Origin of the sequence: Streptomyces sp. NPDC091281 (assembly GCF_044757425.1) — a bacterium.
Classification (GTDB): domain Bacteria; phylum Actinomycetota; class Actinomycetes; order Streptomycetales; family Streptomycetaceae; genus Streptomyces.
The window spans coordinates 311,544-328,888 of the sequence record NZ_JBIVUY010000010.1 but is presented as its reverse complement, the minus strand read 5'-3'; the positions used below and the strand labels follow the sequence as shown (position 1 = coordinate 328,888).

13 protein-coding genes are annotated in these 17,345 nt (G+C 74.4%); 4 read left to right on the top strand and 9 right to left on the bottom strand.

Annotation, left to right across the window (positions count from 1 at the left end; all coding sequences use genetic code 11):
- Positions 1 to 47: 47 nt before the first annotated feature.
- Together ACIQPQ_RS25875 and ACIQPQ_RS25870 are read right to left on the bottom strand one after the other, a co-directional pair.
- Complete coding sequence (locus ACIQPQ_RS25875) at positions 48 to 983, bottom strand: sugar kinase (RefSeq protein WP_401307839.1); 936 nt, start codon at positions 981 to 983, stop codon at positions 48 to 50.
- The gene (locus ACIQPQ_RS25870; RefSeq protein WP_401307836.1) at positions 980 to 1,693 is read right to left on the bottom strand and encodes a bifunctional 4-hydroxy-2-oxoglutarate aldolase/2-dehydro-3-deoxy-phosphogluconate aldolase; all 714 of its coding nucleotides are present in this window, start codon (positions 1,691 to 1,693) and stop codon (positions 980 to 982) included. Before ACIQPQ_RS25870 ends, ACIQPQ_RS25875 begins: the two co-directional genes overlap by 4 nt.
- A gap of 110 nt (positions 1,694 to 1,803) precedes the next feature.
- On the opposite strand from ACIQPQ_RS25870, the gene ACIQPQ_RS25865 reads away from it, so the two are divergent.
- From ACIQPQ_RS25865 to ACIQPQ_RS25855, 3 genes are read left to right on the top strand one after another with little or no spacing between them, the layout of a single operon-like run.
- On the top strand, positions 1,804 to 2,970 hold the full coding sequence (locus ACIQPQ_RS25865; RefSeq protein ID WP_401307833.1) for a mandelate racemase/muconate lactonizing enzyme family protein: 1,167 nt from the start codon (positions 1,804 to 1,806) through the stop codon (positions 2,968 to 2,970).
- Positions 2,971 to 2,972: 2 nt separating this feature from the next.
- Complete coding sequence (locus ACIQPQ_RS25860; RefSeq protein ID WP_401307830.1) at positions 2,973 to 3,890, top strand: dihydrodipicolinate synthase family protein; 918 nt, start codon at positions 2,973 to 2,975, stop codon at positions 3,888 to 3,890.
- Positions 3,887 to 4,615, top strand: a complete 729-nt coding sequence (locus tag ACIQPQ_RS25855; RefSeq protein ID WP_401307827.1) for an SDR family NAD(P)-dependent oxidoreductase — start codon at positions 3,887 to 3,889, stop codon at positions 4,613 to 4,615. Before ACIQPQ_RS25860 ends, ACIQPQ_RS25855 begins: the two co-directional genes overlap by 4 nt.
- A gap of 211 nt (positions 4,616 to 4,826) precedes the next feature.
- Here ACIQPQ_RS25855 and ACIQPQ_RS25850 read toward each other — a convergent pair whose 3' ends face one another.
- The 6 genes from ACIQPQ_RS25850 to ACIQPQ_RS25825 form a co-directional block, all read right to left on the bottom strand.
- Complete coding sequence (locus ACIQPQ_RS25850; RefSeq protein WP_401307824.1) at positions 4,827 to 5,675, bottom strand: SMP-30/gluconolactonase/LRE family protein; 849 nt, start codon at positions 5,673 to 5,675, stop codon at positions 4,827 to 4,829.
- A gap of 109 nt (positions 5,676 to 5,784) precedes the next feature.
- Complete coding sequence (locus ACIQPQ_RS25845) at positions 5,785 to 6,612, bottom strand: IclR family transcriptional regulator (protein WP_401307821.1); 828 nt, start codon at positions 6,610 to 6,612, stop codon at positions 5,785 to 5,787.
- A 257-nt stretch (positions 6,613 to 6,869) separates the two neighbouring features.
- The gene (locus tag ACIQPQ_RS25840) at positions 6,870 to 8,192 is read right to left on the bottom strand and encodes an ABC transporter substrate-binding protein (RefSeq protein ID WP_401307818.1); all 1,323 of its coding nucleotides are present in this window, start codon (positions 8,190 to 8,192) and stop codon (positions 6,870 to 6,872) included.
- 147 nt (positions 8,193 to 8,339) lie between these two features.
- Entirely contained in the window at positions 8,340 to 9,224 is an 885-nt protein-coding gene (locus ACIQPQ_RS25835) for a carbohydrate ABC transporter permease (protein ID WP_401307815.1), read from the bottom strand.
- On the bottom strand, positions 9,221 to 10,162 hold the full coding sequence (locus ACIQPQ_RS25830; RefSeq protein ID WP_401307812.1) for a carbohydrate ABC transporter permease: 942 nt from the start codon (positions 10,160 to 10,162) through the stop codon (positions 9,221 to 9,223). The genes ACIQPQ_RS25835 and ACIQPQ_RS25830 overlap by 4 nt, the downstream gene beginning before the upstream one ends.
- 187 nt (positions 10,163 to 10,349) lie before the next feature.
- The gene (locus ACIQPQ_RS25825; RefSeq protein ID WP_401307809.1) at positions 10,350 to 11,942 is read right to left on the bottom strand and encodes a family 16 glycosylhydrolase; all 1,593 of its coding nucleotides are present in this window, start codon (positions 11,940 to 11,942) and stop codon (positions 10,350 to 10,352) included.
- Positions 11,943 to 12,446: 504 nt separating this feature from the next.
- On the opposite strand from ACIQPQ_RS25825, the gene ACIQPQ_RS25820 reads away from it, so the two are divergent.
- The gene (locus tag ACIQPQ_RS25820; protein ID WP_401307806.1) at positions 12,447 to 14,111 is read left to right on the top strand and encodes a cellulose binding domain-containing protein; all 1,665 of its coding nucleotides are present in this window, start codon (positions 12,447 to 12,449) and stop codon (positions 14,109 to 14,111) included.
- 194 nt (positions 14,112 to 14,305) lie between these two features.
- Here ACIQPQ_RS25820 and ACIQPQ_RS25815 read toward each other — a convergent pair whose 3' ends face one another.
- A complete protein-coding gene (locus ACIQPQ_RS25815) occupies positions 14,306 to 17,320 on the bottom strand; it encodes a helix-turn-helix transcriptional regulator (protein WP_401307803.1) in 3,015 nt (1,004 codons plus the stop codon).
- Between the last annotated feature and the right edge of the window lie 25 nt (positions 17,321 to 17,345).

Sequence of the window (17,345 nt, the reverse complement as noted above, 5' to 3'; positions counted from 1 at the left end):
ACGCGCGGCGGGGTGGGGTTGTGCCGGCGGGGGCCGGTTGCGGACGGTCAGCGCAGGGCGGTGCCGTCGCCGTGGGTGGCCAGGTCCAGGCCCTCGCGGGAGGGCAGGCCCTCCCAGTCGCCGTTGGTGCCGACGCAGGCCGCGCCCGCGGTCGCCGCGCGCAGCAGGCGGTCGGCCGGGGAGAGGCCGTCGAGGATGCCGGACAGGTAGCCCGCGACGAAGGCGTCCCCGGCGCCGACGCTGTCCACCACGGTCACCGGGACCGCGGGCTGGTGGAGGGTGCCGCCGGGGGAGTGGGCGTGGGAACCGGCCGCGCCCGCGGTGACCACCACCTCCGCCGTGCCGCGCGCCAGCAGGTCGGCGACCGGGAGCGGCGCCGCGCTGAGCAGGTCCAGCTCGTCCTCGGAGGCGAACACGGTGTGCACCCACGGCAGCAGCTCGCGCAGCGTGCGCGCCGCCTCGGCCCGGGACCAGAGCAGGCCCCGGTAGTTGACGTCGAGACAGACGTGGGTGCCCGCCGCGTGGGCCGCGCGTGTCACCGCCCGGACCGCCTCGCGGGCACCGGCGGACAGGGCGGGGGTGATGCCGGTGACGTGCAGGACGCGGGGCGCGGTGGCGGCGCGCGCGGCAAGGCACTCCTCGGCGGTCAGGGTCGAACCGGCGGAGCCGGAGCGGTGGTAGCTGACGCGGGTGACGTCGTGCGCGGGCCGGTCGAAGACGACGAAGCCGGTGAACGCCCGGTCCGTCGTGCGGACGTAGCGGGTGTCGACGCCCTCCGCGCGCAGGGTGCGGCGGATCAGGGACCCGGGCTCGTCGGCGCCGACCACGCCGAGCCAGCAGGCGGTGTGGCCGAGGCGGGCCAGGCCGATCGCGACGTTGCTCTCGGAGCCCGCGACCGACAGCCAGGCCCGGCCGCCGAGCCGGACGGGCTGCGGGGTGCGGATCGAGGCCATGGCTTCGCCGAGGGTGAGGACGTCGGTCATCGCCCGGCCTCCGCCCCGCCGCGCGGACCGTCGGCGGCACCGGGTGCCGTACCCGTACCGGCACCCGCTGCCGCAGAGGTGGGCGCCCGGTCCGCGCCGACCGCGGCGAGCAGGGCGGTGGCGCGGGCGGCCAGGGCGGCCTGGTCGCCGCCGCGGCCCGCGTCCCCGAGCAGCGGGGAGCCGACGCCGACCGCGCGGGCGCCCGCCGCCAGGTACTCGGGGGCGGCCACCGCGTCCACGCCGCCGACCGCGACGAGGGGGGCGTGCGGCAGGGGGGCCAGCAGTTCGCGGAAGTAGCGGGGGCCGTGCACCCCGGCAGGGAACACCTTGACGCCCGTCGCGCCGAACTCCAGGGCCGCCACCACCTCGGTCGGCGTCAGCGCCCCGCAGAGCAGGGGCAGGCCCGACTCGACCGCGCGCAGGGCGCCCGCGGTCAGCGCCGGGGTGACGGCGAAGGCGGCGCCCGCCGCGGCCACCTCCTCCGCCTGCGCGGCGGTGAGCACCGTGCCCGCGCCGATCAGCACGGACGGCGGGCTCTCGGCCCGCGCCCGCGCGATCACCTCCACCGCGCCGGGCGTGGTCAGGGACACCTCCAGGGCCGTGACCCCCGCGCCGGTCAAGGTGCGTACGCACTCCAGGGCGCGCTCCGGCCGGTCGGCGCGGATGATGGCAAACACCCTGCGGTCCGTCAGTTCCGTCAGCAGGTCCACGGCTCCTCCGATGCTTCGACGGGGCTCTCACCCCGAATCTTGGTGGATGCTACTTTCAACATGCGCAATAACCAAGGCATAGTGTGGATTACTCACCACTAGGAGAGCCTGTGCGGATCACCCATGTGACGACCTACGTCATCAAGCAACCCACCGAGACGGCCTACCTCGGCGACGACGGCGAGGAGCCCCGACCGCCCTCCGATCCGGGCTACTTCACCCGACCGCCCTGGCGCAGCCTCTACTCCGCGCGCATGGAGACCCTTCTGGTCCGCGTCACCACCGACGACGGCCTGGAGGGCTGGGGCGAGGCCCTCGCGCCCGTCGGCCCCGAGGTCGTCGCCGCGATCGTCGACCGCCTCCTCGGCCCGTGGCTCGTCGGCCGCGACCCCCGCGCCGTGCGCCCGCTCTGGGACGGCATGCGCGACCTCATGCGCGAACGCGGCCACCTGGTCGGCCACCAGGCCGACGCCATGGCCGCCCTCGACATCGCCCTGTGGGACCTCCTCGGCCACGCCACCGGCCTCTCCGTCGCGCAACTCCTCGGCGGCACCTACCGCACCTCCATACCCGCCTACATCTCCGGACTCGGCGAGCCCACCGACGAGGGCCGCGCCCGGCTGGCCGCCGAGTGGGCCGCCCAGGGCGCCACCACCGTCAAGATCGCCGCGGGCAACGGCGTCGAGGCCGACCTCGCGACCTTCGACGCCGTCCACGCCGCCGCCCCCGGCCTGCGCATCGCCGTCGACGCCCACTGGGTCTACTCGCTCGCCGAGGCTCTCGAACTGGGCCACGGACTCGACCGCCGCCGCGCCCTGTTCTTCGAGGCCCCCCTCGCGCCCGAGGACGTCGACGGCCACCGCGAACTCGCCTCCCGCATCACCACCCCGGTCGCCGTCGGCGAGGCCATGCGCAACCGCTACGAGTTCCGCGACTGGCTCACCCGGCGCTCCCTCGCGATCGCCCAGCCGGACGTCGCGCGCACCGGCCTCACCGAGGCCATGGCCATCGCCGCGCTCGCCGACGCGCACCACGTGCCCGTCGCCTTCCACCACTCCGTCGGCCTCGGCGTCGCCCTCGCCGCCGGACTGCACGCCTCCGCGGCCTCCGCCGACTGTCCGTTCTTCGAGTTCCAGCCCACGGTCGTGCCGTACGCCCAGCGCGTCCTGCGCCACCCGATCGTCGCCGGACCCACCGGGTTCACCCTCCCCGAAGGCCCCGGCCTCGGCATCGAGGTCGACCGCGACGCCGTCCACGCGTTCGTCAAGGAGAGCTGACCGTGTCCCGCACCCACACCCCCGTCGGGCTCATCCCCATCCTCGCCACGCCGTTCACCGACTCCGGTGCGCTCGACCTGCCCTCCCTGCACTCCCTCGTCGAGTTCCAGCTCTCCGCCGGGGTCGACGGCGTCGCCGTGTTCGGCATGGCCAGCGAGGGCTTCGCGCTCACCGCCGACGAACGGTTCACCGTCCTGCGCGAGGTGCGCGCCGTCGCGGGCGCCGACCTGCCCGTCGTCGCCGGGGTCAACGGCACCAGCACCGTCGTCGCCGTCGAACAGGCCCGTCAGGCCGCCGCGGGCGGCGCCGACCAGCTCATGGTGCTGCCGCCCTTCCTCGCCAAGCCCAACCGGCAGCAGGTCATCGACTTCTACGCCGAGGTCGCCGCCGCCACCGAGGCCAGCGTGATGATCCAGGACGCGCCCGGCGTCACCGGCGTCCCCATCGACGCCTCCGCCATCGCCACCCTCGCCGAGGTCCCCGGCATCACCTCCGTCAAGGTCGAGGCACCGCCGACCCCGCTGAAGATGGCCGCCGTCGGCGCCGCCGCGCCCGACGGCTTCGCCGTCCTCGGCGGGCAGAACGCCGCCGCCCTCATCGAGGAGTACGGCAACGGCAGCGTCGGCACCATGCCCGCCTGCGAGTTCACCGACCGGCTCCGCCCGATCCTCGACGACCTCGCCGCCGGCCGTCACGCGGACGCCCGCGCCGCCTTCGCGCCCCTGCTGCCGCTGATCCACCTCGGCATGCGGCCCGGCCAGGCCTGGGCCGTCCACAAGGAGGTGCTGCGCCGCCGCGGCGTCATCGCCTCCGCCGCCGTCCGCCTCCCCGCGCAGGACCTCGACCCGCTGACCGCCAGGGCACTCGGCGACATCCTCGACGACCTGCGGCTCAGCAGCCGCGAGCAGGCCGCGGCGTGAGCCGCGCCGTCCTCCTCGTCGGGGGCTCCTCGCCCATCGGCCGCGCCATCGCCGGGGCGTTCACCCGCTCCGGCGACCGGGTGGTGGCCGTCAGCCTCGACGCGGACCCGCTCGACGCCGGGAGCCTCGCCCTCGACGTCAGCACCCCCGAGGGCGCCGACGAGGCGGTCCGCCGCACCGTCGAACGCCTCGGCGGGCTCGACGTCCTCGTCCTCGCCGCCGCCGTGATGGCGCCCGGCGCGGCCCACGAGGTCTCCCCGGAGGACTGGCGGCGGGCCCTCACCAACACCCTCGACACGGCGTTCTTCCCGGCCCGCGCCGCCCTGCGCGTCCTGCCGCCCGGCGGCGCGGTCGTCGCCGTCGGCTCTGTCAACGCCACCCTCGCCGCGCCCTCCCTGCCCGGCTACTCCGCCGCCAAGGCCGGAGTGGAGGGACTGGTACGGCAGCTCGCCCTGGAGTACGGGCCCCGCGGCATCCGGGTCAACGCCGTCGCGCCCGGCATGATCGGCAACGAGCACCTGCCGAAGGTCACCGAGGGCTACCCCCTCGGCCGGGTCGGCCGCCCCGACGAGGTCGCCGACGCCGTCCACTTCCTGGCGGGCGCGGGCTTCGTCACCGGCGCCGTCCTCCCCGTCGACGGCGGCCTCTCCATCGCCTCCCCGGCCGCCTTCCTCCGCCCCGACCTGCGCCGACGCCTGCTCGGCGAGGAGGACAACAGCGCCTGACACGCCACGGGGCGCCCCGGTCGGGGGGCACCCCGGCGGGCCCCTGACCCGGGCCGCACGAGGAAGAGGGGGCCGCACCACCGGGGGGTGGTGCGGCCCCCTCTTCGGCGTGGCCGCGGCCGTGGGCGTGGCGTGGGGCGCGGGGCGCGGGGGCGCCCAGGTCCGTACGGGCGGCTCGGGTGCCGGGCGACTGTGCCCCCCGGCCCGGGGGTCAGAGCAGGGTCGCGCGCGGGGCCGGGGGGCCCGGGACGTCCGTGTCCGCGCAGTAGGTCCAGCCCGAGTCCGGTTCGTCCGGGAGGCGGGCCGTGGTGATGAGGAGCCGGGTGCCTATCAGGGTGCAGGCGCTGGGGCGGGAGCAGGGGACCTCGACACGGCGCAGCTCCTCGCCGTCGGGGGAGAGGCGGACCACGCAGCCGCCGTTCCACAGGGCCACCCAGAGGCAGCCCTCGGCGTCGACGGTGATGCCGTCGGGGACGCCCACCGGGGCCTCCAGGGGCGCGCCGTCCGCCGTCCAGCCGCCGGTCGGTCCGGGGCGCAGGCGGTGGACGATCCGGCGGCCGCTGTCGACGACGTACATCCGGCGTCCGTCGGGGCTCCAGCCGATGCCGTTGGCCGCGAGGAGGCCGTCGAGGACCACCTCGGAGCGGGACGGGTCGAGCAGATGGAGCCGTCCCCAGGGGCCCAGCGGGCGGCGGGCGTCCATCGACCCCACCCAGAAGCGGCCGGTGGGGTCGACGGCGCCGTCGTTCAGGTGCGCGCGCTCCGGGTCCGGCTCCAGGACGGCGACCGTCGCCGGGAGGGTGCCGGGCCGCCACCGCGCGACCGTGCCGCCGGTGGCCAGCAGCCAGTCGTCCCCGGCCCCGGCCCGGACGGCGCAGCTCAGCGAGCCGGGGAGTTCCAGCACCAGGCGCGGCCGTGACAGCCACGCCCCGTCGGGTGCGTCGGCCGCCTCCGCGACCACGTCCGCCACCCACAGACGGCCCTCCACGATGTCCACCCAGCTCAGCGTGGACGTGGCGGCGTCCAGGCGCGGGCCCTCCCCCAGTTGCGTCCGCGGCAAAGCCGTACGGACCGTCTCCCCGTTCGCGGTGTGCTCCTCGTGCGGTGCGGTACGCGCGGTGTCCGCACGTACGGTGTCGGTGGGGCCCCGGGGATGCCGGGGCCCGCGGTCAGCCCGCCGACTCCTGCGCGGCCAGCGGCTGGCGCGGCTGGGCGACGCGGGTGACGGTGAAGCCGAGGGCGACGGACAGTTCGTCGGCCGCCTCGATCACGGTCAGGGCCAGCTCCTGCTGGCGGCCGGGCAGGCCCAGCTCGGAGAGCGGGCCGCTCAGCGACAGCGCGGCGACCACCCGGCCGCCGCGCCCCCGGATGGGCGCGGCCACGCAGGCCCGCCCGAAGGCCAGTTCCTCGACCTCGGTGGCGTAGCCGCGGGCGCGGATCTCCTCCAGCGCCGTCCCCATCGCGGCGACGTCGGTGATGGTGTGCGGGGTGTACGCGTCCGCGAGGCCCTTGGCGAAGTAGTCGCGCACGTACGCGTCGCCCAGCACGGCCAGCGCGGCCTTGCCCATGCCCGTGGCGTGCAGCGGCGCGGTGCGCCCGGCCATCGTGAACGACTTCGGGGACTTGGGGCCCTCGAAGTTGCACAGGTAGAAGAGGTGATCGTCGCGCAGCTCCGCGAGGTTCACCCCGAGCCCCGTGGTCTGGGACAGGTTCTGCGCGATCTGCCGGGCCGCCCGGAAGAGCGGCGAGCTGTTGAGCGCGACGGACCCGAGCGTCACCGACGTCGGACCCAGCCGGTAGAGCCCGGTCCGGGCGTCCTGTTCGAGGAAGCCCAGGCGGTCCAGCGAGGACACCATCCGGGACACCGTGGACTGCCCGAGGCCGGTCTGGGTACAGAGTTCGGAGATCCGCAGCTCGCTATGCTCGTCGGTGAAACAGACCAGCAGCGACATCGCCCGCTCGACGGCCTGCGTCCCGGCTCCGGATTCGACTGACATGGCCCTCCTCGTCGGACGCGACGAGAAGCCGCGCCTCTAAGTCATCCATAAAGTGCAACTTGCTTTCATATAATGACTGAGAGTATCGCAAGGCGGGGTGACCGACCAACCGTTCGGCGCGTTCCCCTGTGCGGCGGAACCGGGCCGGGGCCGGTCGTCGTGCGTCTCGCGGCTCCCCGTCCAGTCTGGGCGACGGACGCGCCGGGGACCCGCTCGGGGGCGGACCGGACGTCCCGGCCCGCCCCCGAGCGACGGCGTCACGACTTCTGGGCGAGGATGTCCTCGATCTTGCGCTTCAGGGTGTTCAACCCGTTCTGCACACCCGTCTGACCGGCCATGATGACGGCGACGCCCTCACCGATCGCGGTGTCGATCTGCGCCACGCTCGGCAGCTTGTCCCAGGCGGCGGCACGGGAGTGGTCGGCGATCGCGGTGCGGAACGCGTTCTGGAAGACGTCCTTGTCCAGGCCGGGCACCTTGGCCGAGACCTTGGCGTCGGCGGGGGCCAGCGCCGACTGCTTGTACAGCGCGGTGGCCGCGTCGACGTCCCCGGCGACGTACGTGATGAAGTCCTTGCTGGTCGCCTCGCCCTTGCCGGAGCTGCAGAACAGGCCGCTGCCCCAGAAGCGGTTGCAGGAGGGGAGGCTGTCGACGGCCGGCCGCTGGAGCGGGCGGATCGCGGCCGCCAGCTCCGCGGTGCCGCCGTTGGTCTGCACGAACTTGTTGGCGAGCGGGGCGTCGTCGTACAGGACCGCCTGGCCGCGGGCGAAGAGGATGCGCGCGTCGGTGCGGGCCACGCCCGCCTTGGTCAGCCCCTCGTCCTGGAGCTTCTTGTACCAGGTGATCGCGGCCACGCTCGCCGCGTCGCCGATGGTGCACTTGAGGTCGGGCGTGACGACCTCGCTGCCCCAGCTCCACATCCAGTGGACGGCGTCCTTGAGGTCCGGGTTCTTGGTGACCGCGGCGTACGGGATGAGCTTCTTGTCCTGCTTCTTGATCCGCTCCAGGGCGGCGGCGAAGTCCTCCACGCTCACCGCGTCCTTCAGGCCGACCTCGTCGGTGATCCGGCTGTCGCCGACCAGGCCGATGCCGGAGGCGTTCAGCGGCAGGAAGTACAGCTTGCCGTCGATGCGCAGCGAGTCGACGATCTTGCCGGGCAGGCTCATGCCCGCGGCCAGCTCGGAGAGGTCGGCGAGGATGCCGGTCGGGATCAGGACCTGCCAGGGGCCGCCCTGCCCGACGCCGCCGAAGTCGCCGGAGCGCGCGGCGAGCGCCAGCTGGGTGGACGCCTGGTCGTAGGGGTAGATCACCGGCTTGACGGACTTGCCGCTCTTCTTCTCCCAGCCCGCGATGGCGGCCTCCCAGGCGGCCTTCTGGGACTCCTCGCCGAGGACGTTGCCGTAGAACTTGATCGAGTCGACCTCCGTGGGGCCGGACTTCGCCGATCCCTTGTCGGCGGACGGGGTCGAGCAGCCGGAGATGCCGAGGGCACCGGCCACGCCGAGCGCGCCGATGGCTCCGAAGCCCGCGAGGAAGCCTCTGCGGGACGGGTCCGGCTGGTTCGAGAAGGTGTGCGTCATGGTCGGGCTCCTGTGCGACGAAAAGGGCGTGCTGAAGGGACGGGTGAGGGGGAGTCGCGGGGGGATTGCGGGGGGAGTTCCGAGGGGGCGCGGCGGCGGACCGGAGGCCGGTCGCCGGGGGGCGCGCCGGGGGAGGAGGGCGGGAGGTCAGCCCTTGACCGCTCCGGCGGCGAGGCCGGAGACGAAGTAGCGCTGGAGCATCACGAAGATGACCACCAGCGGGAGGGAGGTGATCACCGACGACGCCATCAGGGCGGGCCAGTCGGCGGCGCCCTCGTGGATGAAGGCGGTGGTCATCCCGACGGGAAGGGTCTGCTTGTCGGGTCCGGCCAGCGTCAGTGCGAAGAGCAGGTCGCTCCAGCCGCGCATGAAGGCGAACATCCCGGCGGTGACCAGGCCCGGCGCGATCAGCGGGAAGACGATCCGGAACAGGGTCGCCAGGTTGGACAGGCCGTCCACCCGCGCCGCCTCCAGCAGTTCGTCCGGCAGCCCGTCGATGATCCCCTTGAGCAGGAACGCGCAGAGCGGCAGCGTGAACGTGGTGAACGCGAGGATCACGGCGGTGTACGTGTGCAGCAGTCCGGCGGAGCTGAACATGAGGTACAGCGTCACCAGCAGCAGCGCGCCGGGCAGCAGTTGGCCGAGCAGGAACATGACCATGATCGCGTTGCGGCCGCGGTAGCGGAACTTGGACAGCGAGTAGGCCATGAGGCCGGACACCAGCACCGAGAGCAGGGCGGTGCCCGCGGAGACGACGACGGAGTTCCAGAGGTTCTTCAGCAGGACCGAGTCGTCGAAGAACGCGCTGAAGTTCTCCAGCGTCGGGTTCACCGGGAAGAGCGGACGGTCGGTGGAGAAGACGTCCTCGCGGTGCATGAACGCGGTGGCGAACAGCCAGTAGACGGGCAGCAGACCGAAGAGGGCCAGGGCGGCCAGTCCGATGCCGCCGGCCCAGCCCAGGGTCGGGTTGGTGATGCCCTCGCCGACGTGGCGGGAGCGGCGGCGCGGCCGGACGGATGCGGAAGCGCTCATGAGCGGGACTCCAACTTCTTGTTGAGCAGGAAATACGCGCCGCACACCAGGGACAGGGCCACCAGCCACAGGACGCCCATGGCCGCGGCCCGTCCGAGCGAGAACTCGGTGAAGGCGTACTGGTAGAGGCTCACCGCGAGGGTCATCGTGGACGTGCCGGGGCCGCCGCCCGTCATCACGAAGATCATGTCGAACGAGCCGAAGTTGTAGATGAACTCCAGCATCGCCACCAGGGCGACCGGGCCGAGCAGGTGCGGCAGCGACACGTGCAGGAAGCGCTGGCGCCGGGAGGCCCCGTCGATGGCCGCCGCCTCCAGCTGCTCGCGGGGCAGGGTCTGGAGGATCGCCAGGATGACCACCATCACCCACGGGAACGTGTTCCAGGTCTTGGCGATGACCACCGCGGCCATCGCGGTCCCCGGCTTGCCGAGGAAGTCGACCTCCGGCAGGGACAGCTGGGTCAGCACGTGGTTGAGGACCCCGTAGCTGTCGTTGAAGATCCAGGCCCAGAGGAAGGAGACGACGACGCCGGGCAGCAGCCACGGCAGCATCAGCATGCCCCGCAGCACGCCCCGGCCGCGCAGCCGTGCGTTGAGCAGGACGGCCAGGGCCAGGCCGACGAGCAGCGGACAGATCGTTGCGAAGGTGGCGAACACCAGGGTGGTGCCCAACCGGTCCACGAAGTCGGGCCAGACGGCGGTGTAGTTGTCCAGGCCGATGAACTCGCGCTCGGGCCGGATCAGGGACTGGTCGTAGAAGCTGGTCCAGACACCGGCCAGCAGGGGATAGACGGCCACCACGAGAAACAGGGCGACCGCGGGCGCAGCCAGCATGAACCCGAAGGTGCGGTCTCGGGCGCCCAGGGACTTCTGCTGTCCCTCGGGGCGGGGGGCGGGGGCTGCGGTCCGCGACGGCGGAGGCTTCATAGTGACCGCCATGTTGACTCCTCACAATGTGACGACACTTAACCGTACTGTAGAAGTCACATCCAGTAAATGAATGTCAGACTTACGAGGGGGATAATGTGACCTTCCCTCCCCGCGGGTGCGGGAGCCGGGTGGCTCCCGCACCCGCCGCCACGGGGACGACCGGACGCCGGTACGGTCGGACGGCCGGGCGCCGGGCTCAGCCCAGGGCGGTGACCTTCACGTCGCTGACGCCGAAGAGCTGCTGGTAGCCCTTGACGCCGACCCGGCCGGTGCCGAACACGAAGTCGTCCTTCGTCACCTTCTTCACGCCGTTCACCCAGCCGGTGAGCGTGTTGTCCTCGATCACCAGCTTCAGCCGGTACGGCGTGCCGGTGGTCAGGGCCTGCGGCGCCGTGGCCAGGACCGTGGAGACGCCCTTGACCTTCTTCACCAGCGCCACCTGCTGCTTCGCCGGGTCGAGTTGCAGGTAGTAGTAGTTCTGCGCGTCCGCCGCGCGGCCCATGAGCCCGGCGCCCTGGCCGGCCGCGTCGAGCGTGACCGTGGCCTCCGCGCTCACGTTCGTCCACTCCGGGGTGAACGGCAGCTCGTTGGTCTGCGGCGGGGTCGTCACCGGCTTGCCGAGCAGCCGGATCGCGTCACCGCTCGCGGAGGTGCTGCGCAGGGTGTGCCCGCCGTTCTGCGCGGCGACCGTCCACTGGGAGCCGGGGTTCTGCCACCAGCGGCCCGCCCCGTCCGCGAAGTCCTCGGTGAACGTGGTCGTCGCGGGCGGCATCGGCGTCGGGTCGTACGGCGGCGGGACCTCGCCGCCCGGCGCGTAGTAGGCGATCCGGTCGACGTCGAAGGTGCCGAAGCTGTGGCCCACCGGCACGTCGTCCCCGATGTACTGCGACGTCGTCAGGATCGACGAGATCCAGATCGACATCGGCGAGTTGTACTGGGCCGCGGGGAGGGTGGAGGTGCTGGGCAGCGGGTCCTTCACCGGGTTCGGCTCGCTCTTCACCGGCTTGCCGTCGAGGACCCAGGTGAGCGTGGTCGGGGTGTAGTGCAGGCCGTAGCGGTGCTTCTCGTCCCACGTCGACTTGCCGTTCGGCTTGGTCCAGGAGAAGCGCGGGGTGAAGTGGGTGTTCTTGACGTCGGTCCCGGAGGAATCGTTCTTCCATGTGATCACGCCGCCGTCGAGCTTGGTGCTGCCGCTGCCCCCGCCGCAGGTGGCGGTCGACTGCACCTCGAAGATGTCCAGCTCGGTGAAGGGGCGTTCGTGGACCGGCTTGGCCTCGGCGCCGTCCCAGATCTGGGTCCAGAAGGCGGGGTGCCAGCCGGGGGTCAGGTGGGGGATGGTCGCGGTCAGCTCGTAGTAGCCGTAGCCGAAGCGCTGCTTCGAGGAGATGCCGCCGCCGCGGAATCCGTCGCGCTCCTTCGAGGTGCTCACGCGCTTCATGTCGACGGAGAGCTTGCCGCCCGACACCGACACGTTGGCGTCGTTCGACCAGGCCGTCTTGCGGACGTTCCACTTGCTCGGGTCCAGCGCGGTGCCGTCGAAGTCGTCGACGAACACCGGTTCCAGGCAGTCCAGGGGGTAGGTGGCGGCCGGGTCGGAGGCCGGGGGGCCGGAACACGGCTCCTCGGCGGGCGCGGCCGGGGCGGCCTGCGCGGCTTGCGGTGCGCGGGCGGCCGGTCCGCCGACGGCCGTGGCCGCCCCGGTACCGGAGAGGAGACTGCCGACCGACACGACACCGACGGCCCCCGCGAGGAGGCGTCGGCGCGGAGTGCTGGCGCTTCTGGGTTGCATAGCTGCGGCCCTTCGAGACAGGCAGTGGGGTTGTTCGTATGGTGGCTATGACATTCATGTAACGCAATAGTCATGCACCATGTGTTTTCCATCTTCAATGAAGAGGGAGCTGCCGGGTGGGGGGCTGCTGGTGGGCCGCACGGCTGGGAGTGGGCCCGAATATCGCACAGCGGGTCCGCATTCCGGAAGGTCGGGCGGGCCGGACGGAGCCCCGGCGGCGGTGGGCGCGCCAAAAGTAGGGGGGTCCGGTAAGGGGGCCCGCAGGCTGGTGGGCGGGGTTCCCGGTGTGGCCTGAGGGGCGGGGGCGGCCCTGCGGGCGTGAGTGGTTCCCGTAGTCATGAATGTTCATATGCAGTATGTGCAATGGCACTGCGCGATGTGAACCTCGCCTGTAACACTGCTGCGCGGTGGTCGCCCACGGACGCGGCCGCCCCACCGCGCTGCCCGAGGCCGTACGGCGGTTCCCCCGGCCGTCCGGTCTCCCCTTCCCCCTGGAGAGTGATCGTGTTCCGTCCCTTACTCCGAGGCCGACGCCCCGGAGCGCTCCGCACCGCGCTGTCCGCCCTGCTGCTGGCCACCGCGGGCACCCTGGTCGCCGTCCCGTCCCCGGCCGCCGCCGCGGGCCCCGTGTACACGGGCGTGGGCACCCACTTCGTCGCCACCGGCGAGAAGGGCGGCGCCTGCGGTGTGCCGCCGGCCCAGATCGAGAGCACGAACTTCGTCGCGCTCAACGTCTGGGACACCCCCGGCTACTTCGGCGACGGCCTGCCCCGGCCGGTCCCCGCCGACCGCGCCGCCGTCAAGGGCGCCTGGGACAACGGGCGCAACTGCGGCCGCTGGGTCCGCATCAGCCTCGGCGACTTCTGCAGCGTCGCCAACGGCGGGCAGGCCGGGCAGGGCATCTGCCGCGGCGGCAGCTGGAACCCCGACCGCTTCAACGGCGCCACCGTCGACGCCGTCGTCACCGACTCCTGCGGCGACGACAACGAGTGGTGCCGCTCCGACCGCAACCACCTCGACCTGTCGACCAGTTCGCTGAGCCGGTTCAAGCTGAACGGCAACCCGGTCGGCGACCTGGACGCCCAGGGCGCCTGGAACAACCGCAAGATCACCTGGGAGTACATCCCGGCCCCGAACTACAGCGGCGACATCAAGCTCGGCTTCGGCACGGACGCCAAGGCCTACTACGCGCCGCTCGTCGTCACCAACCTCCCCAACGGCATCCACGGCGTGCAGTACCACGACGGCTCCGGCTGGCGGTCCGCGCCGCCCGTCGGCGGCGAGCTGGGCCAGCGCTACGAGATCGGCGCCCAGACGCCCGGCGGCAGCACCTACCGCGTCCGCGTCGTCGACGCCTCGGACCAGCTCCTGGGCGGCGGACGCGAGTACTCCTTCAGCCGCCCCGCGGGCTGCGACCCCTGCACCCCGCTCTACACCCCGCTCGGCTACACCACCTCCGGCGGACAGCAGCCGCCGACGGCCCCCGACACGACGCCGCCGACCGCGCCCGGCCCGCTGACCGCGACGCCGACCTCCGGCAGCACCGTAGCCCTCTCCTGGCAGCCCGCCACCGACGACGTGCGCGTCGCCCACTACGAGGTCTGGCGCGACGGACGGCTCGTCACCACCACCACGGCCACCTCCTACACCGACACCGGCCTCGCCGCGGGCAGCACCCACCAGTACCGGATCTTCGCCCGTGACGGCGCCTACAACGGCTCACCCGGCTCCGACCTCGTGTCCGTCACCACCCCCGCCGACAGCGGCGGCAACGGCGGGAACGGGGGCAACACAGGCGGCAACACGGGCGGCGACACCGGCGGGAACCCGGGCGGCGGCACCGGCACCGGCGCCGGCTGCTCCGCCCGGCTGACCTTCGCCGACACCTGGGGCAACGGCTTCAACGCGGCGGTCGTCGTCACCAACACCGGCGCCACGCCCACCGCGGGCTGGCGGCTGCGCTGGGACTGGCCCTCGAACCAGACCGTGCGCCACGCCTGGAACGGCGCCCTGACCCAGTCGGGCCGCTCCGTCACCGTCGACAGCGACGGCAACGCCAACTCCGTGCTCGCCGCGCACGCCACTACCGCGGAGGGCAAGCACCCCGGCCTGACGGTGGACGGCGACGTCCCCGCCACCCTGCCGACCGTCACCTGCACCACCCGCTGACACCCGCCGAGCGGCCGTCCGGTCGCCCGCCGACCCCACCGGACCGGTCCCGCCAGGGCCGGCCCGGTCCGGCGGTCACGCCGTACCCGTGACCGCCGGACCGGCCCCCGGGTCTCCCCGCCCGGGGGCCGGACCCGTTCCCGCGCCCCGCTCCCGTGCGCCTCCCGGTCGGGTCCGCCTGCCGGTCTGGTGCGCTACGGCCGCAGCGCCCGCGCCAGTTCCGTCCGGGCGGTGATGCCGAGCTTGCGGTAGATCCGCGACAGATGGACCTCCACCGTCTTCGGCGTGACGAACAACTGCTGCGCGATGCCCCGGTTGGTGTGCCCCCGCGCCGCCAGGTCGGCCACCCGGACCTCGCTCGGCGTCAGCGCGCGCGGGCCGGTCAGCGCCGACCGCCGGGGACGCGCGCCCGCCGCCCGCAGCGCGGCCCGCACCCGCCCCGCGAGCGGCGCCGCGTCGCACTGGTCGGCCAGGTCCAGCGCGACCCGCAGCCGGGCCCGGCCCTCCCGCGCCTGACCGGCCGCGTGCAGCGCCGTCCCGAGGTCGGCCTCCGCCTCCGCGTACTCCAGCCGCGCCTGCGAGCCCTCCAGGACCCCGACCGCCTCCCGCAGCAGCTCCAGCGCCCGCCCCCGGTCCGCGGCGAGCCCGGCCCCCACCCGCAGCGCCCGCCCCACGGGCCCCGGCGCCCCCCAGCCGCGGGCCAGGTCGAGTTCCCGTACCGCCAGCTCGTGGGCCTCCTCCGGCCGCCCGGCCGCCCGCAGGGCCAGCGCGGCGGGCAGACGCCACTGCGTCACCGCCGGGTTGACGATGCCCAGCTCCTCCGTGGCCCGCCCCACGGCCAGCGCCGACTCGGCGACCTCGGCGGCGGGCACCCCGCGGGTCAGGGCCAGCCGGACCCGCGGCCCGGACAGCATGTGCACCGGCCCGCCGAACCGGCCGCCTTCGGCCGCCCCGAGGACCTCCTCCGCCTCGTCCGCCAGGCCCCGCTGGAGCAGCGCGTCGGCGAGGGTCGCCCGCACCACCGGGCCCAGGACGGCCGTCCGGGGGAGACGCTCCAGGATGCGCGCCGCCTCGACCCCCTCCCGCGCGTCGGTCTCCGCCTCGGCGAGCTGGCCCAGCGAGAGCCAGCCCCGGGCGCGCACCGTGCAGGCGGTGGCGAGGATGCGCAGCGACCCGCGCCGCCGGGCGTACGCCATCAGCTCGTCCAGGCGCCGGATCGCCGCCGGGTCCTCCGCGAGGACCAGCACGGCCAGGCCGAGCGCGAGCGCGGTCAGCGTGTGCTCGGACGGTTCGAGGAGCCCGCTGGACAGCGCGCGCCGGGCCCGTTCCACGGCCCGCGGGTCGCCGGTCATGGCGTCCTGGTAGGCGATCGCGCAGTCCAGCATGCGCGCGCCGGGCCCCTCGGCCTCGGTCAGGCGGCGCAGCGGCGGCACCCGCCGGGGGAGGGCCGCCCGGCCGCTGCGGGTGGCGAACTCGGTGAAAAGGACGGTCGCCGCGATCCGGGCCCGCAGGTCGGCGGAGCCGTCGGCGCCGCCCGCCGCGTCCGGCTCGATCTCGGCCACCGCCCGCTCCAGGTCGGCCAGGGCCTCGGCGGTGGGCTGGACATAGGCGGCGGCCTCGCCGAGCAGCGCGGCGATCCTGGCCCGCTCCACGGAGCCGGTGGCGAGCCGCAGCGCGCTGTGCAGATGCCCGGCCGCCGCCCCCACGTCCCGCGCGAGCGTCACATCGGCCAGTTCCAGCAGCACGGCTGTCCGCTCGGCAGGCGGCGGGGGCTCCTCCAGGCAGCGCCGCAGGTAGGCGGCGGCCTCGGCCGGGGCGCCGAGCCCGCCCGCCCGCGCGGCGGCCCGGCGCAGCAGGGTCACGGTGCGCGGGTCGCCCGCGGGGACGGCGTGCAGCAGGTGGGCGGCGATCTGCGCGAGGTCCGCCTCGCCGCCGCGCGCCTCCACCAGCCGGGCCGCCGCCCGGTGCATGCGGGCCCGCCCGGCGGCGGAGATCGACGCGTACACCGCCGACCGGATCAGCGGGTGCACGAACCGGACCCGCCGCGCCCCGGCCGCGTACCCGCCGCGCCGCGTCCCGGCCGGGCCGCCGTACCCGTACGCCGGGTCGCCGGAGCGGACGGCGTCCCGGCCCCCGCCACCGGCACGGTCACCCGCATCGCTCCCGCCGTCGGTGCCGCCGTGTGCGTCGCCGTCGTCCGCGCAGTTCCCGCAGTCGCTGTCGCAGACGATCTCGGGGAAGCCGATCGTGTCCAGGGCCGCCAGCGCGGTGTGCATGCCGACCCCGGCGAGTTCGGCGGCGTCGGCCAGCGGCGCGCCGTCGCCCAGCACGGCGAGGGCGGCGGCGAGCCGTACCGCGGGCGGGTCCAGCCGGGCGCGGCGGCGCTCGACGAGCCGGGCGATCGCGTGCGGACCGAGGTCCACCACGTCCCCGGCGTGCGCCGCGTCGGTGGGCAGCCCCTGGTCCCGGACGGCGCGGGCGAGTTCGCGCAGCAGCAGCGGGTTGCCGCGGGTGGCGCGGTGGCAGGCGCGGGCGAACTCGGGGGCCACCCGCTCCTCGAACACGCGGGCCAGCAGGGCGGAGGTGCCGATCGGGGTGAGCGGCCGGGGGCGCACCACGGTGAACGCCGGGTCGGTGGCGAGGAGGGTGAGCAGCCGGTCCGCGCCGGGCTCGTCGCCGCGGGCCGCGGCCACCACGCCGACGTTCAGCTCGGCCAGCCGGGGCAGCAGGAAGGCGAGGTAGCGCAGCGAGGGCGGGTCGCACCAGTGCAGGTCGTCGACGAGCAGCAGCAGCGGGCCCTGCTCGGCGGCGTTCACGGTGAGCCAGAGCAGGCTGTTGAGGGCGGCGTAGTCCCCGACGGCGGACCCGTCGGTCGCGCTCTGCCCGACGACCGCGGCGGCGGGCGCGGCCGGACCGGCGAGCAGCGCGGCGCGGCGCTTCGGGTCGGCCCCCACCAGCAGCGGTTCGAAGAGCTGCCGTACGACGCCGAAGACGAAGCCGGTCTCCAGTTCCCCGGCGCGGGCGGCCAGGACGCGGACGCCCAGGGCGTGGGCCGGGCGGCGGACCTCGGCGAGCAGCGCGGACTTGCCGATGCCCGCGACGCCCTCCACGAGCACGGCGCAGCCGCTGCCCCGGCGGACGCTCTCCACGGCCCGGGTCAGGGCGGCCGACGCCTCGCGCCGCTCGACCAGGCGGGGGTGCGCGCTCACAGGTCCGGTCCCGTCCGTTCGCTTC

What these genes read in the sequence shown, in the direction of transcription:
- ACIQPQ_RS25875 (WP_401307839.1), bottom strand. Translation starts at nt 983, where the DNA reads ATGACCGACGTCCTCACCCTCGGCGAAGCCATGGCCTCGATCCGCACC.
- ACIQPQ_RS25845 (WP_401307821.1), bottom strand. Translation starts at nt 6,612, where the DNA reads ATGTCAGTCGAATCCGGAGCCGGGACGCAGGCCGTCGAGCGGGCGATG.
- ACIQPQ_RS25840 (WP_401307818.1), bottom strand. Translation starts at nt 8,192, where the DNA reads ATGACGCACACCTTCTCGAACCAGCCGGACCCGTCCCGCAGAGGCTTC.
- ACIQPQ_RS25835 (WP_401307815.1), bottom strand. Translation starts at nt 9,224, where the DNA reads ATGAGCGCTTCCGCATCCGTCCGGCCGCGCCGCCGCTCCCGCCACGTC.
- ACIQPQ_RS25830 (WP_401307812.1), bottom strand. Translation starts at nt 10,162, where the DNA reads ATGGCGGTCACTATGAAGCCTCCGCCGTCGCGGACCGCAGCCCCCGCC.
- ACIQPQ_RS25825 (WP_401307809.1), bottom strand. Translation starts at nt 11,942, where the DNA reads ATGCAACCCAGAAGCGCCAGCACTCCGCGCCGACGCCTCCTCGCGGGG.